Consider the following 25,059-nt stretch of genomic DNA (forward strand, 5'->3'; position numbering starts at 1 on the left):
AAAGGCTGAGGCTCTTAGTCTATTAAACCGTTACAGTATCTGCAACATCGCTAAATGACTTGAGCTTGTCAAAACTCATGTACTTATAAACGTCACCAGCTTTTGCATCAAGCGCCTTCACTTGCTCCAAATACTCTGCAGGAGTAGGTAGGCGACCTAAGAGGGCTGCAACAGACGCTAATTCAGCGGAAGCCAAATAAACGCGAGTATCAATACCCAGGCGGTTAGGGAAGTTACGTGTAGATGTCGATACTGCTGTAGAACCCTTGCGAATCTGAGCTTGGTTACCCATGCAAAGAGAGCAGCCAGGGCTTTCCATGCGAGCACCAGCTGCGCCCAACATACCGTAGTAACCTTCTTCCATCAAAACCATGGCATCCATCTTGGTAGGAGGGGCTACCCATAGACGAGTAGGCATATCTTTTTTGCCCTGAAGAACTTGACCTGCAGCACGGAAGTGGCCGATATTGGTCATGCATGAACCAATGAACACTTCATCAATTTTGTCGCCAACAACCTCAGACAATACTTTGACATCATCTGGGTCATTAGGGCAAGCAAGAATTGGCTCTTTGATTTCATCAATATTAATTTCGATGATCTCTGCGTAATCAGCGTTTGCATCAGCCTTCAGAAGTTGTGGATTAGCAATCCAAGCTTCCATAGCTTTAATACGACGACCAAGAGTGCGCTTATCTTCATAACCATTCGCAATCATCCACTTCATCAAAGTGATGTTAGATTGCATGTACTCAATAATTGGCTCTTTATTGAGGTGAACTGTACAGCCACCAGCAGAGCGCTCGGCTGAAGCATCAGATAATTCAAACGCTTGCTCAACTTTCAGATCAGGCAAACCTTCGATTTCTAGAATGCGGCCAGAGAAAATATTCTTTTTGCCCTGTTTTTCAACAGTCAACAATCCTTTTTTGATTGCATACAAAGGAATTGCGTTTACTAAATCACGCAAAGTGATGCCAGGCTGCATCTTGCCTTTGAAGCGCACCAATACAGACTCAGGCATATCCAATGGCATGACGCCAGTTGCTGCAGCAAAAGCTACCAAGCCAGAGCCAGCAGGGAAGGAGATGCCGATTGGGAAACGAGTGTGGCTATCGCCGCCAGTGCCGCATGTATCTGGCAGGAGCAAGCGGTTTAACCAGCTGTGGATCACACCATCGCCTGGGCGTAAGGCAACGCCACCACGATTGGTCATGAATGGTGGCAACTCATGTTGAGTACGAATATCAACAGGCTTTGGATATGCTGACGTGTGGCAGAACGACTGCATTACGAGATCTGATGAGAAGCCAAGGCAAGCCAAGTCTTTCAATTCATCGCGAGTCATTGGGCCTGTGGTGTCTTGTGAGCCAACAGTAGTCATGTGTGGTTCGCAGTAAGTGCCAGGGCGAACGCCTTGACCCTCTGGCAATCCACATGCGCGACCAACCATCTTTTGCGCCAAGCTGAAACCTTTTTTGTTGTCCGCTGGATTTACTGGCAGACGGAATTCTGTGGAAGCCGGCAAGCCAAGAGCTGCACGTGCTTTGGCAGTTAAACCACGACCAATAATTAAAGGAATGCGCCCGCCTGCACGAACTTCATCCAAAATCACCGGCGACTTCAATGAAAAGCTAGTAATCTGACTACTATTCTTAAATACTTTCCCTTCGTATGGGCGAAGTTCGATCTCATCTCCCATGTTCATTTGGGAAACATCTAATTCGATTGGCAAAGCGCCTGAATCTTCCATGGTGTTGAAGAAGATAGGAGCGATATTAGTGCCCAAGCACACGCCACCAAAACGTTTGTTTGGCACGAATGGAATATCTTGACCTGTCCACCAAAGAACTGAGTTGGTTGCAGATTTACGTGAGGAACCTGCACCAACCACATCTCCAACATAAGCAATCTGATTGCCTTTTTTCTGGAGGGCAGCGATTTGTTTCATTGGGCCGCGAACACCAGTTTCATCAGGCTCAATACCTGGACGTGGATTCTTGAGCATGATCGTTGCATGCAATGGGATATCAGGACGGCTCCATGCGTCTGGTGCAGGCGAGAGATCGTCGGTATTAGTTTCACCTGTTACTTTGAAAACGGTGAGCTTCATGCTTTCTGGAACAGCAGGGCGGCTTGTAAACCACTCTGCATCAGCCCAGCTTTGGAGAACGGATTTAGCGTTGGCATTACCTTTTTCGGCAAGCTCTTGCACATCATTGAAGTAATCAAACATCAAGAGTGTTTTCTTGAGCGCTTCTGCAGCGGCGGCACCGCATTCAGCATCAGCAAGCAACTCCACTAATGGCTTGATGTTGTATCCACCGAGCATAGTGCCCAGCAATTCAGTTGCACGGACGCGAGTAATTAGCGGTGACTTTTCTGCCCCTTTGGCAACAGCATCTAAAAATTCAGCCTTAACCTTAGCGGCTTCATCAACGCCTGCAGGAACACGATTGGTAATGAGTTCAACTAGCTCAGCTTCTTTTCCGGCCGGTAGATTTTTTAGTAATTTCACTAACTCAGCAGTTTGATCCTTGGTTAAAGGAAGGGCTGGAATACCGAGGGCTGCGCGTTCAGCTACGTGGGCGTTATAGGCTTCTAACATTGTGTTTCCTATGAGGTAAAAGTGATCAATAGAAAGGCCAAAAGGGAATTCTCTCCCGTTTTGCGAAATTATAGTTGTTAATTTAAGTCTTATATAAGAAAGAGTTTAAACTCTTAAATGCACGAAAAAAGTACTTTTATTAATAAATTCAATGACTTATAAGATTTTAAGGGTACGATTTTGGCGATAATGATCAAACATTGTCTGATTAAAGGATCTGCTCACATCCTTCATGGCCCAAACTAGGGCAACAACCCAACCAATGAGCGACCATCCTAAAAATAGGTTTAGGGCAAAAATAGCCCCTGAATTAGCCCGTCTAAATGCAATGGCAAAAGGAAGAAAGTAAAAGAGGGACAGCATTGTCAGTAAAACAGCAAAAAATAGGCGCATTTGGGGTTCAAAAAGTCGGATTTAGCGAGTGTCCTGCAATATTACCGACTTTCAATTTCTAAATTCCATTCTTGGTGTCGTTATAATTACTTTTTCCAACAGAGCTTAAGCAATGACCAAATACGTTTTTGTCACTGGTGGTGTGGTTTCTTCTTTAGGGAAAGGAATCGCAGCTGCCTCGCTTGCCGCGATTCTTGAATCCCGCGGCCTGAAAGTCACCCTCCTAAAATTAGACCCTTATATCAACGTTGACCCGGGCACAATGAGTCCGCTGCAGCATGGCGAAGTTTTCGTTACCGAAGATGGCGCCGAGACTGACTTAGATTTGGGTCACTATGAGCGCTTCGTTTCTGCGAAGATGCGCAAAAGCAACAACTTCACTACTGGACAGATCTACGAATCAGTCATCAGCAAAGAGCGTCGTGGTGAATACTTGGGGAAAGCCGTTCAGGTAATCCCACACATCACCAATGAAATTCAAGCATTTGTAGAGCGCGGTGCTAAAGCTAGTCACGATGGCAAGGCTGATGTAGCAATTTGTGAAATCGGCGGCACAGTTGGTGATATTGAATCCCTCCCGTTTCTAGAGGCAGCAAGGCAGATGAGCTTGCGTTTGCCACTGCACAGCTGCGCCTTTGTCCACTTGACCTTGGTGCCCTATATCAACAGCGCTGGCGAGTTAAAAACAAAGCCAACCCAGCATTCGGTTCAAAAGCTCCGCGAAATTGGCATCATGCCAACAGTGTTGCTATGTCGTGCAGATCGCCCAATTCCAGAAGATGAGCGCGCCAAGATTTCTCTTTTCTCGAATGTTCGTGAAGAGGCAGTTATTTCCGTATGGGACGTAGATACGATCTACAAGATTCCGGAAATGCTGCACGCTCAAGGCATGGATGATTTGATTTGCCGTGAATTAGAGTTGAATGCAAAGCCTGCTGATTTATCAGTATGGGCCCATCTTGTTTATGAAATGGCCAACCCTCAGCATGAAGTGACTATCGGTATGGTTGGTAAATATGTCGAGCTAACTGAGTCATACAAGTCGTTGATTGAGGCCTTGCGTCATGCGGGTATTCATACGCATACACGAGTCAACATTAATTACATTGATTCGGAAGTGATCGAAAAGGATGGCATCGATTGCCTGACTAATTTAGATGCGATTCTGGTGCCAGGAGGCTTTGGTAAGCGCGGCACGGAAGGAAAAATTGCGGCAATTCGCTATGCTCGTGAGAACAACGTGCCTTATCTAGGCATTTGTTTGGGCATGCAATTGGCTGTTATTGAATTTGCACGTCATGTAGCAAACCTATCTAAAGCAAATAGTACAGAATTTGATCCTGCGTCTGAACAGCCGGTTGTTGCCCTAATTGCGGAGTGGCTTGATAGAGAAGGACGGGTTGAAAAGCGTACGAATGATTCTGATCTGGGCGGCACAATGCGCCTTGGGTCACAGCGTTGCCCTGTTAAAGCAGGTACATTAGCTCACCGTATTTATGGTGCAGAAGTTAATGAACGTCATCGCCATCGTTATGAAGTCAACAATACTTATGTTCCCAAGCTGGAAGAGTCTGGATTAATCATCTCCGCAAGAACTCCAAATGAATCTTTGCCAGAGATGATGGAGTTACCAACATCAATGCATCCATGGTTCTTCGGAGTCCAGTTCCATCCAGAATTCACATCTACTCCGCGTGATGGCCACCCATTATTCTCTGCGTTTATTAGTGCCGCACTTGCACATCAGAGCCAGTCTCTCAAACAAGTTGCCTAAGAGGAAGAAATGAGCGCATTCAAGCTATGTGGATTTGATGTTGGTCTTAATCAACGCTTCTTTCTGATTGCGGGTCCTTGCGTAATCGAATCGGAGCAGTCGGCTATTGATATTGCCAGCGAACTTAAAGAAATCACCACCTCCTTGAAGATTCCTTTTATCTACAAGTCATCGTTTGATAAGGCTAATCGTTCCTCGGGCACATCCTTCCGTGGTCTTGGAATGGAAAAAGGGTTAGAGATATTAGCCAAGGTTAAAAAGGAAGTTGGTGTCCCCGTATTAACTGATGTTCATGACATCAGTGAAATTACAGCTGTTGCTAGTGTGGTGGATGTTTTGCAAACCCCAGCATTTTTGTGCAGACAAACTGATTTCATACGTGCTTGTGCGCAAAGTGGCAAGCCAGTGAATTTCAAAAAAGGTCAGTTTCTATCACCTCATGAAATGCTTAATGTGGTGGAGAAGGCCCGCGCTGCTGCCAAAGAAAAAGGCCTTGCTGATCAATTTATGGTTTGCGAACGTGGCGCCTCTTTTGGCTATAACAACTTAGTTTCCGATATGCGCAGCCTTTCTATTCTTCGTGAATCACAAGCGCCTGTTGTCTTTGATGCAACGCATTCTGTGCAACTGCCAGGTGGACAAGGAAATTCTAGCGGCGGGCAGCGTGAGTTTGTGCCGGTGTTGGCTCGAGCCGCTGTCGCTGTAGGCATCAGCGGCCTATTCATGGAAACGCATCCAGAGCCATCAAAGGCATTGTCTGATGGCCCGAATGCGGTGCCTTTAAATCGGATGAAAGATTTACTTGAATCACTTGTAGCTATCGATACAGTCGTTAAATCAAGTGGTTCATTTTTAGAAGATAGTTTTAAGTAATTTAACCAAACCAATTCATATTGTTTTAAGGAGAAGGTGCATGAGCGCCATTGTTGACATCATCGGTAGAGAAGTTTTAGATTCACGCGGTAACCCAACGGTAGAGTGCGATGTTTTACTTGAATCTGGCGTAATGGGACGTGCTGCTGTACCTTCAGGCGCATCGACTGGTTCACGTGAAGCAATCGAGTTGCGCGATGGCGATAAAGCTCGTTACTTGGGTAAGGGCGTATTAAAGGCCGTTCAAAATATTAATGTTGAAATTGCGGAAACCATTCTTGGCTTAGATGCAAGCGAGCAAGCCTTTTTGGATCACACCTTAGTTGAATTGGATGGGACTCATAACAAAGCTCGTCTTGGCGCTAACGCTACGCTTGCGGTTTCAATGGCGGTTGCCAGAGCCGCTGCAGAAGAAGCTGGTTTGCCTTTGTACCGTTATTTTGGCGGATCTGGCGGCATGCAATTACCTGTGCCAATGATGAATATTGTCAATGGCGGCGCCCACGCTAACAATAGTTTAGATATTCAAGAATTCATGGTGATGCCTGTAGGTGCGCAAAATTTCCGCGATGCACTACGTTGTGGTGCTGAAATCTTCCATGAGCTCAAGAAAATTATCGGCGCCCAAGGGATGCCAACAACAGTTGGTGATGAGGGTGGCTTTGCGCCAAACTTCAAGAGTAATCAAGAGTGCCTGCAGACCATTATGAAGGCGATTGAGGGCGCAGGCTATCAGGCCGGTGAAGATGTTGTCCTGGCTTTGGATTGCGCTGCTAGCGAATTCTATAAAGATGGCAAATATCACTTGTCTGGAGAGGGCCTGCAGTTGAGCTCTAGCGAATTCTCGGACTACCTGGGTAATCTGGCGGATCAATTCCCAATTGTTTCCATTGAAGATGGAATGCATGAAAGTGATTGGGATGGATGGGCCGATATTACTAAAAAATTAGGTAAGAAAATCCAGTTGGTTGGCGATGATCTATTTGTTACCAATACACGTATCTTGAAGGAGGGCATTGAAAAAGGAATTGCCAATTCAATCCTGATCAAAATCAACCAAATTGGTACGTTGACAGAAACATTTGCGGCAATTGAAATGGCTAAGCGCGCAAATTACACGGCAGTGATCTCACATCGCTCAGGCGAGACAGAGGACAGCACTATTGCCGATATCGCTGTTGGAACTAATGCCGGCCAAATTAAAACAGGTTCTTTATCTCGCTCTGATCGTATTGCTAAATACAACCAGCTATTGCGAATTGAAGAGGATTTGGGTGATGTAGCTAGCTACCCAGGTAAATCCGTTTTTTATAGCCTTAAGCGTTAAAACCTCTTCAAGTATGCGTATCGTCATCTACTCTATGCTGGTATTGCTAATCGCAATCCAGTACCCACTTTGGTTGGGTAAGGGTAGATGGCTTAAGGTTTATGAGATGGAAAAACAAGTAGAGCTACAAAAGGCTAAAAATAGTCTCTTGGCTCTCCGTAATGCAAAGCTGTCAGGCGACGTTAAAGACTTAAAGGACGGAACCAGAGCCATCGAAGAGCGCGCAAGGGTGGAGCATGGCCTAATTAAAGAAGGTGAGTACTTCGTTCAAATTCTGCCAGCCGATAAATCCACTGAGGCCTCGGTAACCAAGCAATAAGTATTGCTGTATCAGTGACCGCTTGATGGTGGTCGTGTAGCGTCGCTTAACGAGTCCGTCTTAAATACCTGCAAGCAATCTACGGCATCAAAGCGGTAGGGTTTTGCACAAAAATCACAAACTGTTTCCACTGAACCCTGTTCATTCAAAATGCTCTGAACCTCTTCCTCGCCAAGCATGCGAAGAACGTCGGCTACTTTATTGCGTGAGCATCTACAGGAGAAATGAATGGGTCTAGGCGGAAAACTGCGAACACCATTTTCAGAAGATTCTTCTAAAAATAAGCGCCTCAGAATAGTCTCGGGTGCAAGCGTGAGCAATTCTTCATTGGTAATGGTTTCGCCCAAAGTCTGAATGCGTGACCAACCCTCGGAAGCAGTTAGCGGATCTAAATGCACATGACCACCAGAATCCGGAAGTCTTTGTAGCAATAGGCCGCCAACATGTGTATCGCTAGAGGCTAGCCAGATTCGCGTGTCTAATTGCCCCGAATTTTGCATATACAGTGCAATCCGCTTCTGCAGCGCTTGAAACGGGCTTAATAACGGCGCCACGATGCTCTTGAAGGGCAACAATGCCTTGATAGGGTGGTTGACCTGGCTCTCTATTGGTTGGGTCTAGGGTAATCACAAGCCTGCCCGTATTACTAGCATCTAGGAGTTCACCTAGGCTTGCATCAGGAGGAATTTCAGAAGGGTCAACAGAAAGTTTGACCGTTGCCCTCATCGATAAGTTCGAGGTGCATTCGATGACCATCAATTGAATAGGGCCCTTACTCTGAGCCTGAATGATGAGGGTTCCATCAAACTTTAAGCTGGCGCTTAAAAGGGTGGCAGCACCCACAAAGTCACCCAGTATGGCGGCGAACTGCAGGGGGGGTCATCATTACGGCGCTCTAAAACAGCCTGCCAAGCGCTGCTGATCGAGACTATTTCCCCGCGAACTGGGGCGCGCCATCACACATGAATACAAGTAATTCATTCATAGGGCAAAGTATCCACTTTTTTCAAATTTCATGTCAATTTGCGCGACCTGAGATAATACGTTTTATGCATATTCGTACACGTTTCGCCCCAAGTCCCACGGGCTTTATTCATCTGGGAAATCTTCGCAGCGCACTTTATCCCTGGGCTTTTGCTAGGCACAATAAAGGCGACTTTATTTTGCGCATCGAAGATACTGACCTGGAGAGATCAACCCAAGAGGCTGTTGATGTCATTATCGAAGGAATGTCTTGGCTAGGCCTTGATTTGGACGAGGGCCCAATCTATCAAATGCAGCGCATTGATAGGTATCGTGAAGTTTTGAAGCAAATGCTGGATGCCGGTTTGGCTTACCCGTGCTACATGAGCGAAGAAGAGTTAAACAAACTACGCGATGAGCAAATGGCCAACAAGGAGAAGCCGCGCTATAACGGATTGTGGAGGCCTGAACCAGGAAAAATCCCTCCCGCAGTTCCAGAGGGTGTGCTTCCGGTCATTCGATTCAAAAATCCAATCGGCGGTTCTGTTGTTTGGGATGATGCCGTTAAAGGGAAGATCGAGATTAGCAATGATGAGCTAGATGACCTTGTAATTGCTCGTCCTGATGGCACTCCTACTTATAACTTCTGTGTAGTGGTGGATGATGTGGATATGAAAATTACCCACGTTATTCGTGGTGATGACCACGTCAATAACACTCCAAGACAGATCAATATCATGAGGGCCCTAGGCTGTGAGCCGCCCGTTTATGCCCATTTACCTACTGTTCTCAACGATTCTGGCGAGAAGATGAGTAAGCGCAACGGGGCTATGAGCGTGCGGGATTACCAAAAAGCAGGTTATTTGCCAGAGGCAATTTTGAATTACCTGGCTCGTTTAGGGTGGTCTCATGGTGATGCTGAGATCTTTACTAAAGAGCAATTTGTTTCCTGGTTTGATTTGGCAAGTTTAGGGCGCTCCCCGGCACAACATAATCCTGAAAAGTTGCTCTGGTTAAATCACCAATATATTCAAAATGCAGATCCAGTGAAGCTGGCTGAAGCGACTAAGCCATTTGCCCATGAGCTTGGCATGAATACGGAGAAGGGTCCTGATTTTGTTCAGGTGGTTGATTTATTAAAAGGTCGAGCTAATACATTGATTGAAATTGCGGAAGGCGCAAAATTGTTTTATCTACCGGCCCCCGAATTGACTGCACAGCAAATCTCAGAAAATATCCCCGAGACAATCATTCCGGCGCTTAAAGATCTGGTATTGGCCATTATTCAGAATGCTGAGCCAAATAAAGAGGCTTATGGGGCCGCATTTAAGCAGGTATTAGCAGCCCACCAACTTAAAATGCCAGCCTTGGCTATGCCGGTTAGATACGCTTTATTTGCCACAACTCAGACTCCGGCGATCGATTCTGTATTGGTTGTTTTGGGTAAGAAGGAGGCTGTAAATAGGCTTTCCAAGGTCGTTCAATAAGCAATTTGCGTACTTGCACAAAAAATAGGCTAAAATCTTGGATTGTTTTGAGTCTCTTGTAGTTTTATTGCGAGATTTCGGGGGTATAGCTCAGCTGGGAGAGCGCTTGCATGGCATGCAAGAGGTCAGCGGTTCGATCCCGCTTATCTCCACCAAGAACTCAAAAAAGAGTTTTGTAGTAGCCCAGGTCCCCATCGTCTAGAGGCCTAGGACATCACCCTTTCACGGTGAGTACGGGGGTTCGAATCCCCCTGGGGACGCCAGTTCTTTCTGGTTGCTGTAAAGATGTATGATGTTGCGTTACTCGATGTATTTTGGAGCGGTAGTTCAGTTGGTTAGAATATCGGCCTGTCACGCCGAGGGTCGCGGGTTCGAGTCCCGTCCGTTCCGCCAAGACAATAAAAAAGCCCCCTAATAAAAGGGGGCTTTTTTATTCGTAGCCTACTCGTAATTTCAACACTTTTCTATTTTCATTATCCGAGTGATCAATTGCATGCCGCTCAACAGCGCTGGTTTGAGATATGAAATTCAGAACCTCATTGAGTACAATTTCTCTTTCATTATCGATGGTGACAATGTGATAGCTATTGCCAAGCCAAATTACCCGTCGAAGCTCTGACTTCACGTGCGCCAGAATCTCATTTGCGGACCATATGCTGCACGTATCATCCTCAACAGACTGAATTAATAAAAGTCTTGAGCTTATATTGAATGCGGACTCTTGGGTTCTTGACATCAGTCCTTTAGCCTCATGAAGGTGTCGAGCGGAAATTGACGCCGCACCAACTTCTGAAACCTTTGAGGTTTTAAATTTCTCTCCAATTCTGCGGCGAAGATCGATGTTCTTGACGCCAAACGGCTCACGTTCTGAGTATTCCCAGTTCCTAAAGCCGAGGAAATAAAGAATGTCCAAAAGGGGGCGATAAAACGGTACTGACCAACCGTCATATTTGAGGACGGGAGACATTAAAACTAATGATGAAATATCTGTGCGCTGTGAGGCTACCAAAGTAATCAAGGTCGCACCCATGCTGATACCCGCTAGATTAATCACATCACAGCATTCCTTCTGCTCATCAATAATGTGATGCAGATTACTAACCCAGCCTTGGTAATTGCTTGCGGGTAGCCCAAATAAAAAGCCATCAATCTCAGGAACCAAAACATCGTGTCCTGCAGCCTCGAGAAATCTTGGTAGTTGGCCCAGTTCAAGCCCGCTGCCATTAAGTTACTGGAACAATGATCGTTAGATCATGCTTTGCTTGGGTCTTAGGGTTTTCTAGCATATGCAGGGGACGCGTTTTTTAATTTATGGTTTAGGATACACTGAATTCGTATAAAAGCCATGACACATAATCTAAACTCTAAACGCTGGTGTAGCAATAAGTCACAGGGCTATGTAATAGCGATCTTCGGCGTATTAGTTGCATTTTCTATGCGTTATATATTGCATCCCTTTTTAGGTAGCTCTTTACCGCTATTCTTTTTCCAAATCAATACAATTTTGATTGTTTACTTGTTTGGGGTGGGGCCAGGGTTATTCACCATACTTATGAGCGCTCCCTTGATGATCTTTTACTTCATGGAGCCGTTTGGTGTTCTTAGTGTTGTTGATCAGCGTGACATTACCACTTTATTCGTTTATTTATCTTACACACTACTATCTAGCTTTTTGGTCGAATTATTACGTCGCGAACAATATAACTCCAAAGTGGCGATGTTGGTCAGCGAGACTCGTTGAAAGCTTTTTGTATTTCAAGTGAGCATTTTACTTCTTAGGCGTGGTGATGGACGCAGCCATTGCATCGTAGTAAATCACTTTAACTTGTTCGCCTACATTTACGTCAGCTAACAAGGCGGGGTTCTTAACGGTGACTACTGTAATCTTGCCGCTAGGACCTTTTACAGATACCAGTTTTTTCTCACGATTAACTTCAACAATATCTGCAATGATGGTTGTTGTGGTGCTGGTAATCTTTTCAGATGGCTTTTCATTTGCCTTCGAAGTTGAAACTGAGTTGGTTTCAACCTTGCTGCGAATACCATCCATCACTTTTTGTCTTGATAAGTTCAATTGCAACGGCTAGCTCATAGGTAACATTAACGCGATCACCTTTTTTGATTTGATCAAAATTGGTTATCTCAGGCCCTGCAACAAATTTAGAGCTACCTTCTTTGTTTTTAAACGTAATAATGGTGCGTGTCTTTTTGTCAACCTTGACAACTTCACCTTCATACAGCTGGTAACGATTATCCGTAACTGCCGCATCAATTACCGCTCACTGGCTTATTGGCGCCAGATTGGGCCGAATTAGGCTGAGCAATCGCAATTAATTGAGGAGCTTGCCAATAAAGCCGCCAAAAGCAGGCTGACTCTGACTGAGGTAGATTTGATGATTATTATTTTCCTTATGTATAAAAGCTGACAAATTCAATATTAGCTTACTTTTAAGGGCTTTTGACATGTTACGGAGCGAGCGTTGGCTAAGCTATAAATTTAGTTCTTTGTTACCATCTTTATTTCTTGATTTCTCCTTTAAAGGGTTCTAAATGCCTCAATTTGCTGCCAATCTCACTATGATGCTGTTTAATGAGGTGCCATTTTTAGAGCGCTTCCAAATGGCAGCTCATTCTGGCTTTAAAGCAGTTGAATTTCTATTTCCATATGCTTATTCGGCGGGGGAGCTTAAACAAAAGTTAGATGAAAATCATCTGCAAATTGTTTTGCATAATTTGCCAGCGGGTGACTGGGATTCCGGTGAGCGTGGTATTGCCTGTTTACCAGATAGGGTTGAGGATTTTGGGGCTGGTGTTGCTAATGCGATTAAATATGCGATGACTCTTGGCGTCCCTCAGTTAAATTGTCTCGCTGGCAAGGCTCCCGTGGGTATTGACACCCAGATTCTTCATGAAACCTTTGTGAGTAACTTGCGTTATGCCGCTGCAGAGCTAAAAAAAGCTAATTTAAGGCTGTTGATCGAACCAATTAATACCTTTGATATTCCCGGTTTCTTTTTATCTCGCACCAAACAGGCAATCGAAATTCTTGATGAAGTTGGTGCTGACAATGCTTTTGTGCAATATGACATTTATCATGCTCAGCGCATGGAAGGGGAGCTTTGCAAGACGATAGAAGCCAATTTATCGCGCATTGCACATATTCAACTAGCCGATAACCCTGGGCGCAATGAGCCTGGAACTGGTGAAATTAAACTATGCACATATCTTTCAATTTCTTGACCGCATTGCTTATACGGGTTGGATTGGCTGCGAATATAAACCAGCCACCAATACTGTTGACGGGCTTGGCTGGATCAAAGAGCTGAACTAAGTAAATTAAATCTAAAAATATTCTTGGAGACTATATGATGAGCGATAAATTAAAACTGGGTTTTGTTGGTCTAGGCATTATGGGCGCACCCATGGCAGGTCATTTGATAGCTGCAGGGCATGATGTGTTCATCAATACCCGCAGTAAAGTGCCTGAGACCCTAGCTTCATCAAATGCACAGGTTTGCGCTTCACCTCAAGAAGTGGCTAGTAAGGCTGACATTATTTTCACTATGGTGCCCGATACGCCTGATGTTGAGAAAGTTTTATTTGGCGAAAAAGGAATTGCCTCTGGCCTCTCAAAGGAAAAGATCGTTGTCGATATGAGCTCGATTTCCCCGATTGCCACCAAAGAGTTTGCCAAGAAAATCAATGCGCTAGGCTGCGATTATCTTGATGCGCCCGTATCGGGCGGAGAGGTTGGTGCTAAGAATGCAACCCTTTCAATCATGGTTGGAGGTGATGAGGCGATATTTAATAAGGTCAAACCTATCTTTGAATTAATGGGAAAAACATTAATTTAGTCGGCGGAAATGGCGATGGTCAAACTGCAAAGGTTGCCAATCAAATTATTGTTGCATTAAACATTGAGGCTGTTGCAGAGGCACTGCTGTTTGCGTCTAAGGCTGGAGCAGATCCGGCAAAAGTGCGCCAGGCATTGATGGGTGGTTTTGCGGGCTCAAAAATTCTGGAGGTACATGGCGAAAGGAATGAATGGTCAAGCGTACATTTGATCCAGGATTCCGAATTGAGCTGCATCAAAAGGATTTGAACTTGGCATTAAATAGTGCCCGCGCTCTCGGGGTTTCGCTACCGCTCAAGAGTTATTCAACTCTTGCTCGGCGCATGGAGGTAAAGCATGGGATCACTCTGCAATGGTCAAGGCTTTAGAAAAATTAGCCAATTTTGAAATTGGGCAGAAGGCCTAAATAGTCATGGCAACTACTTTTGTCGTGTACTTACATGGTTTTCGATCATCCCCAAGATCTAGCAAGGCGGTAATGACTGCTGTGGCGGTTAACTCAGCATCTAATGGCGGCAATCTTTTTAAATGGTTTTGCCCTCAATTACTTGCCTCCCCTAAAGAAAGCATGGATCTGGTGGTTCAGCGTATTGAAACCTCCTCATTTGATCGCTTGGTTGTCATTGGTTCTTCATTGGGTGGTTTTTATGCTAATTACCTGGCTGAAAAATATGACTGCAAAGCGGTTGTGCTAAATCCAGCTGTAAGAGCTCCAAAAGAGCTGGCGCCACACGTTGGAATGATGACGTCTTATGACAGTGATGAGCCGTTTGATTTTCGTCTGGAATATATTGACCAATTACAGGCGCTCCAGGTTGAAAAAATTACTGATCCGCAACGCTATTTTTTGATTGCAGCTAAAGGTGATGAATTGCTTGACTGGAGAGAGATGGTGGAGTTCTATAAAGGATCTAAGCAATTGGTTCTAGAGGGAAGTGATCACGGGATTGCTGACTACGCAGATCACCTCCCGGAGGTTATGAGCTTTATCTCTAGCTAGCCATTTGATTGCAGCAAGCTTCTTCTGTAAGATGATTCCAATGATCTGCACCATAGCATAGGGTTAGATCTCAAAAGGAGGGTTTGTGCTGAGCATCTTGAAATTAAACGCAGGTGGGATTCCCCAGGGTTGGGTTAACGCTGAAGAGGCCACCAAGAGCTACGCCGATAAGAGTGTACTTTGGACGCTTGGCGACCCTATCTTTAAAATGCGCGGCGGAATCTCTAGATCTAGCGGCCTCCAATCAATCATTGAGCTGCACTCCATTATTGCGGTTAAGGGAACGGCGAAGATCAATCTCTTCGATGTTGTTCCCGTGATTACGCGACATAAATTGTTTAAGCGAGATCGAGGTCTCTGCGCATATTGCGGAGATGCAATACATGAGAATCAAGCGGAGGCCGAACATATTATTCCGAATAGCCGTGGTGGAAAATATAGTTGGATGAACTTGGTTATTTCATGCAGGCCTTGCAATCAGAAAAAAGGAAATCGCACTCCTGAGCAGGCGGGCATGAGTCTCCTCTATGCCCCTTACTTGCCAAGCCTCTATGAAGATATGATTCTCAAAGGTCGCAACATCTTGGCCGATCAAATGGACTTTCTTGCAGCGAACCTACCAAAAAATAGTCGCCTATTAGAGGGTGTAATCTGATCCTGCATTCGATGCCCAGCTTTAAAAGTATTGTGCATATGAAATCATTGCGGATCGTCTTGATTGCACTGGCGCTCTCTTTGGTAGGCCACCCCATTCTTTTTTTGGAATTCCATTCTTATCGTTCAATTCCGCTCCTCAGATCTCAGATTCCAGACGATCTCATCATCCGCACGGAACTCAAGTCGGAACCCCCTAAAAAAATTCAAATGAGCAAGTCTTTAAAAAAGACTCCTAAGCAAGCAAGCCAAAGCTCACAAATTGCTGATGATAAAAGTCAAATACCTGGCGGGCAGGGCGGTTCCTTTGATCAACAGGGCGTAGCATTTTAAGCTTCCCGAGTCAGGGATTATTTATTACGATTCTTACGTAGATGGGCAGAAATACCAAACTGGAGAAATTGATTGGGTGAACGATGGCAGCAACTATCGCCTCTACATCTATATTCCCCTATGCATTTGTTGGTCCATTTGTGTTTGAATCTAGAGGGTCAATAGACGCGTACGGAATTTCTCCTTCGCGATTTATTGGACTCAACGTGGAACCAAAAATCCTCGCTTTTCCAGGTTCGATAGAAACGAAAAAGGGGAAGGGCAGATGTTTTTCTCAGAGAAGCCAGAGTACGCGCCTAAAATTCTCCTCGGAACACGGGATCGTTTTAGCCTCTTATTTCAATTTGCTTCCTTGCTTAATGGCGACAATAAAATTGATGCGTCGGGCAGCATTCGCTCCATACCGGTTGTTGACTACAACACCCTTGAAATGCGACAATTTTTTAAAAGTTATGGCGAGAGCCTATCGGACGATGTGCCTTCGTTGGGCAAGACGCTTAATCGTCATTACGCCCTAATGCAGCGTGAAAATGACCCATACAAACGACAGGTGGATATTTGGTTTTCCAAGGACTACTTGGATTGGCTGCCTGGTCGAATTTGGTCTCTAGAATCCGAATGGCAGGGTTCTAGAGCTAGTATTATTTAAGCAAAAGAGCCCGATTCCAGGCACCCCAAGAGTGAATTAGCGAGGATCTTTAAAAGCCTGTGCCAGATTTGGGGCCCTGATTTGATCTACCCAATAAAGCCCCCATCATTGAATACAAGGCCGCTCCGGACATAGAGAAACGGCAAATATCCCCCCCGAGAATGAGATGATGATTGGGTAACACTCTCCAATGCTCAGATAGCGTGTAATCACCGTATCCAACGGTTGTATACATACCTGCAAAGTAAAAGGTCTGGGGGTTCGTTGGGAAAACCTTAAGTGCAACGCAAACAAATATAGGCCCAGGCAAGCAAGCCAGAACCAATGCCAACCATATTTGACTATTTCCCATATCCGTATTGATTTCAGAAAATAGCGTGGTGAAGCTAGGGAGGTCGGAATTGTGCAAGAAGTCTAAAAACATGGTTTTACCATCTAGGTTGTACTACTGAAATATCTTATTTGACATAATAATAATTATACGCAGATAGCATATATCAAGGATTCGATTGGACAGGCTTAATGTTGCTTACATAGACCTGTTTATATAGCTTCAGCCAACGAGATCTCAGGCCATCCCCAATCCAAGGCTTTTGATATATATCGGCAATATCAATAGCCGTTAAGCCTAAGTTATTGCGTATTTGGATATTGGCGCCTTTATCGAGAAGCAGCTTAACCAAATCCTCGTTTCCTGATTGAACGGCCATCATCAGCGGCGTTGTTCCATTTAAGCCACGTGAATCCACAGTAGCGCCATTGGCGAGTAAAAATTGCGTAACCTCAATATGGCCATCATTGGTGCAGGCGTAATGCAAAGGTGTCCAGCCAACATGGTCTACCATGGCATTCTTTTGCAGCACCAGGGTCTTTACTATTGGTAAATTGCCATTGATTGAGGCAATCATGAGGGGTGTTTCACCATATTTATTGGATAAATCAACATCAGTACGTTTATCAGCAAGAAGAAGCTCAATAACAGCGCTAGACCTGTCTTTAACAGCTAGAACCAACATTGGGCTGCCTTTAGGATCCAATGCATTAGGGCTAACACCTTGTTTGAGAAGTGCTTTTACCTCGGATACGTCATCAAATTTTGCAGCCTTAGTGAAGGCGGTGATTTGATCCTCGGTTTGCGCACATACGGATGTAATCCCAAGCGCGATTATGGTGAAAAGTAATGATGTTAATTTAATCAATTTTCTCACTATTAATTCCTAATTATTTGAAAACATTGATAAAAATTACTAGAGGTATGGTTAGCTAGCTCCTCAAGCGGTACATTCTTGAGGTCGGCTATAAATTCACCAACCTTAGCCACCCAAGCCGGCTCATTTGTCTTTCCTCGATACGGAATTGGGGCCAAATACGGCGAATCTGTCTCAATGAGCATTCGATCCAGGGGAACCTGCTTACAGGTCTCCTGCAGATCTTTGGCGCTCTTAAAGGTCACTATTCCCGAAAAAGAGATGTAAAAGCCCATATCCATTGCTGCCCTGGCAACTTCGAAACTTTCAGTGAAGCAATGCATCACTCCGCCTATGCGTTCTGCACCCTCCTCCTTCAATATCCTTATTGTGTCCTCTGAGGCAGAGCGAGTGTGAATAATGAGCGGTTTTTGAGAGGCAATAGATGCCCTGATATGGGTTCTGAAGCGTTCACGCTGCCACTCCATTGACTCGTAGCTGCGATCACCCATTCTGTAGTAATCCAGACCAGTTTCACCTATGGCAACTATTTTTGGGTGCTTTAGGGCTGTTTCCACCAGGAAATCAAGGCTTGGCTCGGGCGTATCTTCATAGTCTGAATGAACGCCCACAGAGGCATAAAGGTTTGGATGATCTTGAGCCAATTGCAGGACATTAGGGAAATCGGGCAAATCTACTGAAACGCATAAAGCGTGGCTAACTTTGGCAGCGTCCATATTGGCAAGGACCTCAGGCAGGCGCGCTTGAAATTCAGGGAAATCGAGGTGGCAGTGAGAGTCTATGAACATGACTCACTATTGTCTATGAACATGACTCACTATTTTAGCCTGCCTAGCAGCAATCTAGCTGCTAAATAGCTGTTGATATTGAGAGAGCAATGCTTCCAGTTGAATTCTGTTGGCCAGTGGATGATTTTCGTGACGACGCGCCTGCGTTAACGATTTCCAAAAATTGAGTAGTTTGGCTAAATTCGCATTCTTAGACAAATTTTGCAGGGTGGACATGTGTTTTGGGTAATAGCGGGGATTGCCTCCTTGCGCCACTGACTGAAGATCGGATACCCAACGTTGCATGGTGGCCAATAAAAATGAGTAACGAGCCTTGTTAATCTTTTCGGCTGCATCAAGCCAGTTTATGCGAGCGCCTTGTGACATGGATTGCAGTAAATAGCGAGATGCTTGAATGGAGATGGTTAATTCATCTTTTTCATCTTTGTTGTGGCGAGCCACCAAAGACTCCAGCACTGAATATGGTGCTCCGCCCTGCTCGTCATAAATTGTTTCAATATCAGAATCTGCAATATTCAAGCCGGGGATATCTTGCACCCTACCCTTTAACCAACTTAAGCCAAGCTGGCGATCTGGGCGAGGTGCTGTTAATAAACGGCAACGAGAGCGAATAGTTGGCAGTACGCGATCCACTAGCAAAAGGAAAATCGTATTTGGAGGAGGCTCTTCCAGGGATTTGAGTAATGTGTTTGCAGAATCCGACCGCAACATCTCCAGTGGGTAGATCAAAATAATTCGATTTCCGCCGCGATGAGATCCAATGGAGAGCCCCTCAATTGCAGTGCGAGTTTCCTCGATGGAGATATTTTTCTTTTCTTTCTTTTCGCTAGTAGCTCCATCGCCATCATCACGCGCCGCCCGCCCTTTTTTAGGGGCTTCATCACCCTCATAATCAGCATGGGGTAAAAGCTTTCGATGCGTCTCGGGGACGAGGGGAATAAAGTCTGGATGATTGCCGGTATTAAACCAATGGCAAGCCTCACATTGGTTGCATGGCCTTTTATTGGTTTGACTGCCTTCGCACAAAAGCGCCTTAGCTAACTCAACAGCAAAAGCAAACTTCCCTATTCCCGATTGTCCATGGAGCAAGATTGCATTAGGAAGATTTTGGAAGTCTAAGTTGCTCCATAGCGATTGTAGCCATGGAGCAATATGAGAGTTTTCGCGTTCATTCGTTGGCATATAAATTAATTAAATCTTGATTTCTATAGCCTGCAAATCACCCCAAATAGATTCCGGGGTTTTGGTTGCGTCTACGAGATAGAAACGCTTGGGATCTTCTTTTGCGCGACGGAGATATTCCTGGCGGACCTTATCAAAAAAATTTAAATCCATTTTTTCAAACTTATCGGGCGCCCTTACCTTCGACCTGCGTCCCTCGGCAACCTCGCCAGGAAGATCAAATAGGATGGTTAAATTTGGCTGAAGTAGCTTGCCATCGGCACGACCCTGCACCCATTGCTCTAATTCATTGAGCTTCTGAATGCTAAGGCCACGCCCACCGCCTTGATAGGCAAAGCTTGCATCGGTAAAGCGATCTGAAATCACAATCTTTCCGGCGGTAAGTGCCGGCTCAATAACTTGAGCGATATGTTCGCGTCTAGCAGCAAACATCAATAACGCTTCAGTCTCAAGGTTCATTGGGGCATCAAGTAGCAAGCTCCGAAGTTGCTCGCCTAATGCAGTGCCGCCTGGCTCTCTTGTTAGGATAATTTCCTTGCCCGGAAAGCGATCCTGCATCAATTTGCAAAATGCATCTACGTGCGTACTTTTTCCGGCGCCGTCTATGCCTTCAAAACTAATGAAATGCCCTGGATACAGTGATGTCATAAAAAATTATTTATTTGATTTATTTTGGCTTGGTTTTCGTTGGTACCGATCCACAGCCTCTTCATGTTGACTTAAATTGCGTGAGAAGTGGCTTGTTCCATCCCCTTTGGCTACGAAATATTACGCATCACTTTTTTCCGGATGGGAAGAGGCCTGAATTGACTCTTTGCTTGGCATCGAAATCGGGGTGGGTGGTAAACCTTTGTGCATATAGGTATTGTAGGGACTGTCCTTGCGAAGATCCGCTTTACGTAGATTCCCGTCAAATTTCGGCCCAATTCCGTAAATAACGGTTGGATCAGTCTGCAAAGGCATCCCTTTATTAAGTCGATTAACAAAAACTGCCGAAATCATTCCCCTATCGCTTGAGCGCCCCGTCTCCTTTTCAACAATAGAGGCTAGGATCAATAGTTGATATGGATTTTGTAAGGGCAGCCCCTCTGCCCTTTGAACCCAAATTTTTATTAACTGCTTTTGCATGGCCTGTGAGGCTCGACGATAGATATTGAGGTCAGGTTCATCTGGGTCAAAAATATAGGTATCAGGTAAAAATATACCCTCAGCGTTTGGGTAGCTTAAGTTCAGACTTTGCAACAAATCTTTAGTGGTCATTCCTTTGGTTAGGTGAATTAAGGCTGGATGCGCATCTACCATGGCGCGTAACTGCCATAATGACATCCTCTCCGGAATAATGGCGATGTTCTCTCTGACCCTATCTCCACGCGCAATCTGTAAAAGAATTTTTCCCAGACTTGCGCCAGTTGGTAGTAGATAAGTGCCTGGCTTTAGTTTGGAGCCAACAAACAAAGCTTTTGCAGAGATCTGAAAGCTAAGAATATTGACCGAAATGCCTTGTGCCTGCAATTGGTCTGAAATGCTAGCAAGACCTGACTGAGGCTTAATTTGAATCTTAAACTCGGATGAATTTGAAATATTCGACTCTTTGGGTACAACCGGTAATAAGAAGATGGCGCTATAGAAGACGCTTGCCAGAATGAAGGCAATTGAGAGTAATGTTTTTAACCCTTTGACATCGAACCGTTTTTTTCTAAAAAACGATCTCCTCTGAATTTTTCTGCTCATCAGGCTATGATAAAAGGGTCATGACAAATTCCCTTCAAAACACCCTTCTTTCTGGGCAAAGTAAGCTCCAAAAGCCATGTCTATTGCCGCAATGGGGCTTAATCATTGTTGAGGGGGTGGATGCGAGCGCCTTTTTGCAGAACCAGCTGAGTAATTCCGTTTTGGGTCTTAGGGCTACTCAACCAACTGAAATTGCTCAAAATACTGACGCAGTAAGGCTTATTGGCTATTGCAGTCCGAAAGGTAGGCTTTTGGCTAGTGCATGGATTGGGCTCTTTCCTGCGGAAGGGCCATCTGAGGATCGCTTTGGATTATTTATCTCGGCAGACATTGCTTCGACTGTAGCGAAGCGCCTATCTATGTTTGTTCTACGTTCAAAAGTGAAGGTTTTAGATGTTTCTAGCAAGTACATCATTTCTTGTTTGGTTGGAAGTGACGACCAAATATCTGGAGTTAGCTTAGGTGCGGAGCAGCTTGGCTTACGATTGCCGGATGTGTTGCTGAACGACCAAACCTTTGCAAGGGTTTTGATTGCCGATCCAGCCAACAATGACGTTAACTTAGACAAAGAGAATTTAAGTAACTGGAACTATCTAGAGGTAATCAGCGCTATACCAAGAATTGTTCTGGCAACCCAAGAACAGTTTGTGCCCCAAATGATTAACTTTGAATCCGTTGCTGGCGTAGACTTTAAAAAAGGCTGCTATCCAGGTCAAGAAATAGTGGCGCGCAGTCAATATCGTGGCGCAATTAAAAGAAGGCTCCAGCTTGCGCACTGTTCCACAGAGAAGATTGATCTAGCTTTACTTGTACCCGGTACCGAAATCTTTCATTCTGATGATCCAACTCAGCCCGCAGGCATGGTTGTTCTAGCATCAGAAAATCCAATCGAATTGCATAGGGTTGATCTACAAATTGAATGCAAATTAGACGCTCTAGAAAGTGGAAATTTACATCTTGGTAGCCCTCAGGGTCCTGTGTTAAAAATAGATGTACTGCCTTACCCACTTCTGGAAATCTAAGCTTAAAAATGTGCCTCATCCTATTTGCCTGGAAATCTCATCCTGACTACCCCTTAGTGGTGGCCGCAAATCGCGATGAGTTTTATGAGCGTGATACTGAGGCGGTCGCTTGGTGGGCTGAACACCCACATATTTTGGCAGGCAAAGATCGCGCCGATGTATTGGGCAGCCCTGGCACATGGCTTGGATTTACAAAAACTGGTAGGTTTGCCGCTGTAACCAATGTTAGGGCACCAAGCGAAAAAAATCCCGATGCAAGAACTCGCGGAGAACTTTCATTATCGTACTTAGCCGGGATAGATCGCCCCGTCGATTTCATTCAAAATAACGCCAAACGCTTTCAGCAATACAACGGATTTAATATGCTGATGGCTGATTTCAGCGATCCCGCAAATGCCGAAATGCATTGGGTGAGCAATCGTATGGCGATGGGACAAAGCATTCGCCCACGAAAAATTTTTCCCGAGCAAGCCCTAGAAGCTGGTGTTTATGGTTTATCAAACGCTATGCTCGATACACCTTGGCCCAAGGTCAATCATCGTGTCGCCGCTTTTGCGCAAGCATTGGCCATGGATCAAGGACAATTAAAAAATGTGGATCAGTACCTTAAGTTATTAGCTGATACGCATCAAGTGAGTGATCATGAACTTCCAAATACGGGTGTAAGCAAAGAATGGGAAAAGGCTTTATCACCAGCCTTTGTAAAAACCCCCTCTTACGGAACTCGCTCCAGCACGGTGCTAAGAGTTCGCAGGGATGGTCAATTTGAGATGGTTGAACGACGCTTTGATGCAGCAGGATCCATTGGTCACGATGTCATCACCGGAGCCCTAAGTTCAGCGCCGGGCTCGAATCTGTCAGTCTAATTATCGTGGGCGCTGATCATCGTTCACAACACGTTCGCCATCAGCATTTCGAGTTGCTAGGCGCTTAAGATACTTAAATGCCCCTGTAGCCATGCAACATACCTCGCCCTGATCGTTGTATAGCTTGGCCTCACAGAACGCCATAGTTGCTGTTCGGCGGACTGTATCTGCTTTAACGCGGAGGACGCCATTAGAGCGGCCTGCATAAAATTATTCTTTAGCTCAATTGTTGCAACGCTGCGATCGCCTGGATCTCCTGATCTGGCCGCAACCGCCATGGCAACATCCATCAAGGTTAACAATACCCCTCCATGAGCAACTTCCCAGGTATTGGTGTGTTCAGGCTTCAAGGCGAGCAATATTTCGCCCTTGCCCATTTCAGCGCTCAAACATCTCACACCCAAAAGCTTTAGAAAAGGCACATTGAGTTCTTCGCCTAAATTGGCAAATTGGGTTTGGGGGGTTAATTTGGACTTGTTTATTCATCATTTGATTTTAGAGGCTTGTACGCGAATATGGAAATCCCCCTAGAATAGTTCCATGGCCTTTAAGTTAACTGGCGAAGACGCCTGTAAAAAACCCCTACCAACTCCTATACCCAATCCATATTGGGTAGCTTTTTCAGCGGCGTCGGCGCGCTTGATAGATTTATCCCTTGGGAGGGATAATTTGCCATCCGACCCAACATGGCTTGAGGTACTGGCTGGTAATAATCCAATCAATCACTCCGAAATCTTTCCTAATCCAATCTCTACCGCCTATAGCGGTCATCAATTTGGCGTATGGGCAGGACAGCTTGGAGATGGAAGAGCAATTCTATTGGGGGAAATGGCGGGACAAGAATTACAGCTTAAGGGGGCGGGGAAAACGCGATTCTCCCGAATGGGCGATGGACGCGCAGTCTTGCGATCCTCCATTAGGGAGTTCTTGTGCAGCGAAGCTATGTATGCATTGGGTATTCCCACTACAAGAGCTTTATCAATTGTTGGATCAGATTTACCAGTTCGGCGTGAGTCGGTTGAAACGGCGGCTGTTTGTGCACGTCTTGCGCCAAGCTTTATTAGGATTGGGCATTTTGAGCATTTCGCCTCTTTGCAAAATACTCCGCGTTTAAAGGAGTTGGCAGATTTACTGATTAATGAGCACTATCCAGAATGCAAGCAAAGTCAAAATAATTACCTGGATCTCTTTACGCGTATATGCGAGAGAAATGCCACTCTAGCTGCCCAGTGGCAATCAGTCGGGTTTTGTCACGGCGTCCTCAATAGTGACAACATTAGCGTGTTGGGCTTAACCATGGATTACGGTCCTTTTGGCTTCATGGATCAATTTCAAATTGACCATATCTGCAATCACAGCGACCAAGGCGGTCGTTATGCCTATCATCGGCAACCTCAAGTCATGCATTGGAATATGGCCTGTCTAGCAAGCGCAATGATGCCGTTGATTGAGCTGACCGCTGATGTTGATGAGGCAGAAAAACTGCTCAGATCAGCCCTCGAACAATTCCCCCTAATTTATGCCAAAACATGGCAATCGCTCTTCCGCAAAAAATTAGGATTGGCTAGCTCTCTTGATCGGGATATGGATTTGATTGAACGATTGCTGCAGGCCATGCATGAGTCGAGGATTGACTTCACTAACTTCTTTCGGAAATTGAGTGACGTGAAGGCAGGCGCGACTGTGGATCAGATTCCTTTGAGAGATAATTTCATTAATCGTCCAGCCATAGACCAATGGTTCTCTGATTACCTTATTAGATTAAACGAGGAGTCGAGTGATGACTTGCATCGCAAGCAAAGAATGGATGAGGTTAACCCTAAATATATCTTGAGAAATCATTTAGCCCAAGTTGCAATTGATAAAGCAAAAGAAAAAGATTTTTCTGAGGTAGCCACTTTACTTAGAGTTCTTGAAAAACCTTTTGAAGAACAACCGCAATATGAAAGCTACTCATATCCCCCTCCCGCGGATTTATCTCGCATTGAAGTAAGCTGTTCATCTTAAATAAGAATGAATAACTTTAACT

At 45.1% G+C, this 25,059-nt stretch carries 26 protein-coding genes, 3 tRNA genes and 2 pseudogenes; 18 read left to right on the plus strand and 13 right to left on the minus strand.

The genetic code is table 11. The features are described from left to right. Positions 1-22: 22 nt before the first annotated feature. On the minus strand, positions 23-2,608 hold the full coding sequence (locus DXE27_RS07885) for a bifunctional aconitate hydratase 2/2-methylisocitrate dehydratase (RefSeq protein ID WP_128113540.1): 2,586 nt from the start codon (positions 2,606-2,608) through the stop codon (positions 23-25). A gap of 156 nt (positions 2,609-2,764) precedes the next feature. Then, positions 2,765-3,001 (minus strand): superinfection immunity protein, encoded by a 237-nt coding sequence (locus tag DXE27_RS07890; protein ID WP_128113541.1) that lies wholly within the window; start codon positions 2,999-3,001, stop codon positions 2,765-2,767. A gap of 112 nt (positions 3,002-3,113) precedes the next feature. Between DXE27_RS07890 and DXE27_RS07895 the strand changes: the two genes are divergently transcribed. The 4 genes from DXE27_RS07895 to ftsB are packed head-to-tail and all read left to right on the plus strand — an operon-like array spanning position 3,114 to position 7,294. Continuing rightward, positions 3,114-4,775: a CTP synthase gene (locus DXE27_RS07895; protein ID WP_128113542.1), complete on the plus strand. Its 1,662-nt coding sequence runs from the start codon at positions 3,114-3,116 to the stop codon at positions 4,773-4,775. Between the two features lie 9 nt (positions 4,776-4,784). Then, a complete protein-coding gene (gene kdsA / locus DXE27_RS07900; RefSeq protein ID WP_128113543.1) occupies positions 4,785-5,648 on the plus strand; it encodes a 3-deoxy-8-phosphooctulonate synthase in 864 nt (287 codons plus the stop codon). A gap of 40 nt (positions 5,649-5,688) precedes the next feature. After that, the gene (gene eno, locus DXE27_RS07905; protein ID WP_128113544.1) at positions 5,689-6,975 is read left to right on the plus strand and encodes a phosphopyruvate hydratase; all 1,287 of its coding nucleotides are present in this window, start codon (positions 5,689-5,691) and stop codon (positions 6,973-6,975) included. A 13-nt stretch (positions 6,976-6,988) separates the two neighbouring features. Further along, on the plus strand, positions 6,989-7,294 hold the full coding sequence (gene ftsB, locus DXE27_RS07910; RefSeq protein WP_128113545.1) for a cell division protein FtsB: 306 nt from the start codon (positions 6,989-6,991) through the stop codon (positions 7,292-7,294). Positions 7,295-7,305: 11 nt separating this feature from the next. Here the strand turns inward: ftsB and hslO are convergent, their stop codons facing one another. Next, complete coding sequence (hslO, locus tag DXE27_RS10115) at positions 7,306-7,794, minus strand: Hsp33 family molecular chaperone HslO (protein ID WP_269459815.1); 489 nt, start codon at positions 7,792-7,794, stop codon at positions 7,306-7,308. After that, positions 7,748-8,137 (minus strand): Hsp33 family molecular chaperone HslO, encoded by a 390-nt coding sequence (locus tag DXE27_RS10120; protein ID WP_269459816.1) that lies wholly within the window; start codon positions 8,135-8,137, stop codon positions 7,748-7,750. Before DXE27_RS10120 ends, hslO begins: the two co-directional genes overlap by 47 nt. 206 nt (positions 8,138-8,343) lie before the next feature. Here DXE27_RS10120 and gltX point away from each other — a divergent pair, with 206 nt between their 5' ends. From gltX to DXE27_RS07935, 4 genes are all read left to right on the plus strand, one after another. Then, positions 8,344-9,744 carry a glutamate--tRNA ligase gene (gene gltX / locus DXE27_RS07920; RefSeq protein ID WP_128113546.1) on the plus strand — a complete coding sequence of 467 codons (1,401 nt, stop codon included), beginning with the start codon at positions 8,344-8,346 and terminating at the stop codon, positions 9,742-9,744. 79 nt (positions 9,745-9,823) lie between these two features. Continuing rightward, positions 9,824-9,899, plus strand: a tRNA-Ala gene (locus tag DXE27_RS07925). A 32-nt stretch (positions 9,900-9,931) separates the two neighbouring features. After that, a tRNA-Glu gene (locus DXE27_RS07930) sits at positions 9,932-10,007 on the plus strand. A 53-nt stretch (positions 10,008-10,060) separates the two neighbouring features. After that, a tRNA-Asp gene (locus DXE27_RS07935) sits at positions 10,061-10,137 on the plus strand. A 37-nt stretch (positions 10,138-10,174) separates the two neighbouring features. On the opposite strand, the gene DXE27_RS07940 is transcribed toward DXE27_RS07935, so the two are convergent. Continuing rightward, complete coding sequence (locus tag DXE27_RS07940) at positions 10,175-10,906, minus strand: alpha/beta hydrolase (RefSeq protein WP_172457127.1); 732 nt, start codon at positions 10,904-10,906, stop codon at positions 10,175-10,177. A 183-nt stretch (positions 10,907-11,089) separates the two neighbouring features. Here DXE27_RS07940 and DXE27_RS07945 point away from each other — a divergent pair, with 183 nt between their 5' ends. Next, on the plus strand, positions 11,090-11,485 hold the full coding sequence (locus DXE27_RS07945; protein ID WP_128113548.1) for a DUF4118 domain-containing protein: 396 nt from the start codon (positions 11,090-11,092) through the stop codon (positions 11,483-11,485). A gap of 27 nt (positions 11,486-11,512) precedes the next feature. Here the strand turns inward: DXE27_RS07945 and DXE27_RS09315 are convergent, their stop codons facing one another. Next, positions 11,513-11,818 carry a hypothetical protein gene (locus DXE27_RS09315; RefSeq protein ID WP_197712369.1) on the minus strand — a complete coding sequence of 102 codons (306 nt, stop codon included), beginning with the start codon at positions 11,816-11,818 and terminating at the stop codon, positions 11,513-11,515. 476 nt (positions 11,819-12,294) lie between these two features. Between DXE27_RS09315 and hyi the strand changes: the two are divergent. The 6 genes and pseudogenes from hyi to DXE27_RS09325 all read left to right on the plus strand — a co-directional run bounded on the left by hyi (position 12,295) and on the right by DXE27_RS09325 (position 16,233). Next, positions 12,295-13,075, plus strand: a pseudogene (gene hyi, locus DXE27_RS07955) (hydroxypyruvate isomerase). Positions 13,076-13,109: 34 nt separating this feature from the next. Beyond that, positions 13,110-14,003, plus strand: a pseudogene (locus DXE27_RS10470) (2-hydroxy-3-oxopropionate reductase). A 6-nt stretch (positions 14,004-14,009) separates the two neighbouring features. Continuing rightward, on the plus strand, positions 14,010-14,597 hold the full coding sequence (locus DXE27_RS07965; protein ID WP_128113549.1) for a YqiA/YcfP family alpha/beta fold hydrolase: 588 nt from the start codon (positions 14,010-14,012) through the stop codon (positions 14,595-14,597). 85 nt (positions 14,598-14,682) lie between these two features. Beyond that, complete coding sequence (locus DXE27_RS07970) at positions 14,683-15,252, plus strand: HNH endonuclease (RefSeq protein ID WP_415064450.1); 570 nt, start codon at positions 14,683-14,685, stop codon at positions 15,250-15,252. A gap of 59 nt (positions 15,253-15,311) precedes the next feature. Then, on the plus strand, positions 15,312-15,584 hold the full coding sequence (locus tag DXE27_RS09320) for a hypothetical protein (protein WP_197712370.1): 273 nt from the start codon (positions 15,312-15,314) through the stop codon (positions 15,582-15,584). 265 nt (positions 15,585-15,849) lie between these two features. After that, on the plus strand, positions 15,850-16,233 hold the full coding sequence (locus DXE27_RS09325) for a hypothetical protein (RefSeq protein WP_197712371.1): 384 nt from the start codon (positions 15,850-15,852) through the stop codon (positions 16,231-16,233). Positions 16,234-16,282: 49 nt separating this feature from the next. Here DXE27_RS09325 and DXE27_RS07980 read toward each other — a convergent pair whose 3' ends face one another. From DXE27_RS07980 to mltG, 6 genes are all read right to left on the minus strand, one after another. Continuing rightward, positions 16,283-16,657 (minus strand): hypothetical protein, encoded by a 375-nt coding sequence (locus DXE27_RS07980; protein ID WP_128113550.1) that lies wholly within the window; start codon positions 16,655-16,657, stop codon positions 16,283-16,285. Positions 16,658-16,730: 73 nt separating this feature from the next. Next, positions 16,731-17,441: an ankyrin repeat domain-containing protein gene (locus DXE27_RS07985; RefSeq protein WP_128113551.1), complete on the minus strand. Its 711-nt coding sequence runs from the start codon at positions 17,439-17,441 to the stop codon at positions 16,731-16,733. Positions 17,442-17,443: 2 nt separating this feature from the next. Next, positions 17,444-18,229: a TatD family hydrolase gene (locus tag DXE27_RS07990; RefSeq protein ID WP_128113552.1), complete on the minus strand. Its 786-nt coding sequence runs from the start codon at positions 18,227-18,229 to the stop codon at positions 17,444-17,446. A gap of 54 nt (positions 18,230-18,283) precedes the next feature. Next, the gene (locus DXE27_RS07995; protein ID WP_128113553.1) at positions 18,284-19,411 is read right to left on the minus strand and encodes a DNA polymerase III subunit delta'; all 1,128 of its coding nucleotides are present in this window, start codon (positions 19,409-19,411) and stop codon (positions 18,284-18,286) included. Positions 19,412-19,420: 9 nt separating this feature from the next. Further along, positions 19,421-20,059 carry a dTMP kinase gene (tmk, locus tag DXE27_RS08000; protein ID WP_415064451.1) on the minus strand — a complete coding sequence of 213 codons (639 nt, stop codon included), beginning with the start codon at positions 20,057-20,059 and terminating at the stop codon, positions 19,421-19,423. A 120-nt stretch (positions 20,060-20,179) separates the two neighbouring features. Further along, complete coding sequence (gene mltG / locus DXE27_RS08005; RefSeq protein ID WP_231969748.1) at positions 20,180-21,142, minus strand: endolytic transglycosylase MltG; 963 nt, start codon at positions 21,140-21,142, stop codon at positions 20,180-20,182. 20 nt (positions 21,143-21,162) lie between these two features. Here mltG and ygfZ point away from each other — a divergent pair, with 20 nt between their 5' ends. Together ygfZ and DXE27_RS08015 are read left to right on the plus strand one after the other, a co-directional pair. Then, complete coding sequence (gene ygfZ, locus DXE27_RS08010) at positions 21,163-22,164, plus strand: CAF17-like 4Fe-4S cluster assembly/insertion protein YgfZ (RefSeq protein WP_128113554.1); 1,002 nt, start codon at positions 21,163-21,165, stop codon at positions 22,162-22,164. Positions 22,165-22,172: 8 nt separating this feature from the next. Further along, positions 22,173-23,030 carry an NRDE family protein gene (locus DXE27_RS08015; protein ID WP_128113555.1) on the plus strand — a complete coding sequence of 286 codons (858 nt, stop codon included), beginning with the start codon at positions 22,173-22,175 and terminating at the stop codon, positions 23,028-23,030. Between the two features lie 56 nt (positions 23,031-23,086). Here DXE27_RS08015 and DXE27_RS08020 read toward each other — a convergent pair whose 3' ends face one another. Continuing rightward, positions 23,087-23,407 carry a PaaI family thioesterase gene (locus tag DXE27_RS08020; RefSeq protein ID WP_231969749.1) on the minus strand — a complete coding sequence of 107 codons (321 nt, stop codon included), beginning with the start codon at positions 23,405-23,407 and terminating at the stop codon, positions 23,087-23,089. 163 nt (positions 23,408-23,570) lie between these two features. On the opposite strand from DXE27_RS08020, the gene DXE27_RS08025 reads away from it, so the two are divergent. Next, positions 23,571-25,037 carry a protein adenylyltransferase SelO gene (locus tag DXE27_RS08025; protein ID WP_128113556.1) on the plus strand — a complete coding sequence of 489 codons (1,467 nt, stop codon included), beginning with the start codon at positions 23,571-23,573 and terminating at the stop codon, positions 25,035-25,037. Positions 25,038-25,059: the final 22 nt, after the last annotated feature.

This window comes from Polynucleobacter necessarius (assembly GCF_900096755.1).
Taxonomy (GTDB): Bacteria; Pseudomonadota; Gammaproteobacteria; order Burkholderiales; family Burkholderiaceae; genus Polynucleobacter; species Polynucleobacter necessarius_K.

Excerpts from the sequence above, each read along its gene's own strand:
- DXE27_RS07885 (WP_128113540.1), bottom strand. The coding sequence starts at position 2,608 with ATGTTAGAAGCCTATAACGCCCACGTAGCTGAACGCGCAGCCCTCGGT.
- DXE27_RS07890 (WP_128113541.1), bottom strand. The coding sequence starts at position 3,001 with ATGCGCCTATTTTTTGCTGTTTTACTGACAATGCTGTCCCTCTTTTAC.
- DXE27_RS07895 (WP_128113542.1), top strand. The coding sequence starts at position 3,114 with ATGACCAAATACGTTTTTGTCACTGGTGGTGTGGTTTCTTCTTTAGGG.
- kdsA (WP_128113543.1), top strand. The coding sequence starts at position 4,785 with ATGAGCGCATTCAAGCTATGTGGATTTGATGTTGGTCTTAATCAACGC.
- eno (WP_128113544.1), top strand. The coding sequence starts at position 5,689 with ATGAGCGCCATTGTTGACATCATCGGTAGAGAAGTTTTAGATTCACGC.
- ftsB (WP_128113545.1), top strand. The coding sequence starts at position 6,989 with ATGCGTATCGTCATCTACTCTATGCTGGTATTGCTAATCGCAATCCAG.
- hslO (WP_269459815.1), bottom strand. The coding sequence starts at position 7,794 with ATGCAAAATTCGGGGCAATTAGACACGCGAATCTGGCTAGCCTCTAGC.
- gltX (WP_128113546.1), top strand. The coding sequence starts at position 8,344 with ATGCATATTCGTACACGTTTCGCCCCAAGTCCCACGGGCTTTATTCAT.
- DXE27_RS07945 (WP_128113548.1), top strand. The coding sequence starts at position 11,090 with ATGACACATAATCTAAACTCTAAACGCTGGTGTAGCAATAAGTCACAG.
- DXE27_RS07965 (WP_128113549.1), top strand. The coding sequence starts at position 14,010 with ATGGCAACTACTTTTGTCGTGTACTTACATGGTTTTCGATCATCCCCA.
- DXE27_RS09325 (WP_197712371.1), top strand. The coding sequence starts at position 15,850 with ATGTTTTTCTCAGAGAAGCCAGAGTACGCGCCTAAAATTCTCCTCGGA.
- DXE27_RS07980 (WP_128113550.1), bottom strand. The coding sequence starts at position 16,657 with ATGTTTTTAGACTTCTTGCACAATTCCGACCTCCCTAGCTTCACCACG.
- DXE27_RS07990 (WP_128113552.1), bottom strand. The coding sequence starts at position 18,229 with ATGTTCATAGACTCTCACTGCCACCTCGATTTCCCTGAATTTCAAGCG.
- DXE27_RS07995 (WP_128113553.1), bottom strand. The coding sequence starts at position 19,411 with ATGCCAACGAATGAACGCGAAAACTCTCATATTGCTCCATGGCTACAA.
- tmk (WP_415064451.1), bottom strand. The coding sequence starts at position 20,059 with ATGACATCACTGTATCCAGGGCATTTCATTAGTTTTGAAGGCATAGAC.
- mltG (WP_231969748.1), bottom strand. The coding sequence starts at position 21,142 with ATGAGCAGAAAAATTCAGAGGAGATCGTTTTTTAGAAAAAAACGGTTC.
- ygfZ (WP_128113554.1), top strand. The coding sequence starts at position 21,163 with ATGACAAATTCCCTTCAAAACACCCTTCTTTCTGGGCAAAGTAAGCTC.
- DXE27_RS08015 (WP_128113555.1), top strand. The coding sequence starts at position 22,173 with ATGTGCCTCATCCTATTTGCCTGGAAATCTCATCCTGACTACCCCTTA.
- DXE27_RS08020 (WP_231969749.1), bottom strand. The coding sequence starts at position 23,407 with ATGGGCAAGGGCGAAATATTGCTCGCCTTGAAGCCTGAACACACCAAT.
- DXE27_RS08025 (WP_128113556.1), top strand. The coding sequence starts at position 23,571 with ATGGCCTTTAAGTTAACTGGCGAAGACGCCTGTAAAAAACCCCTACCA.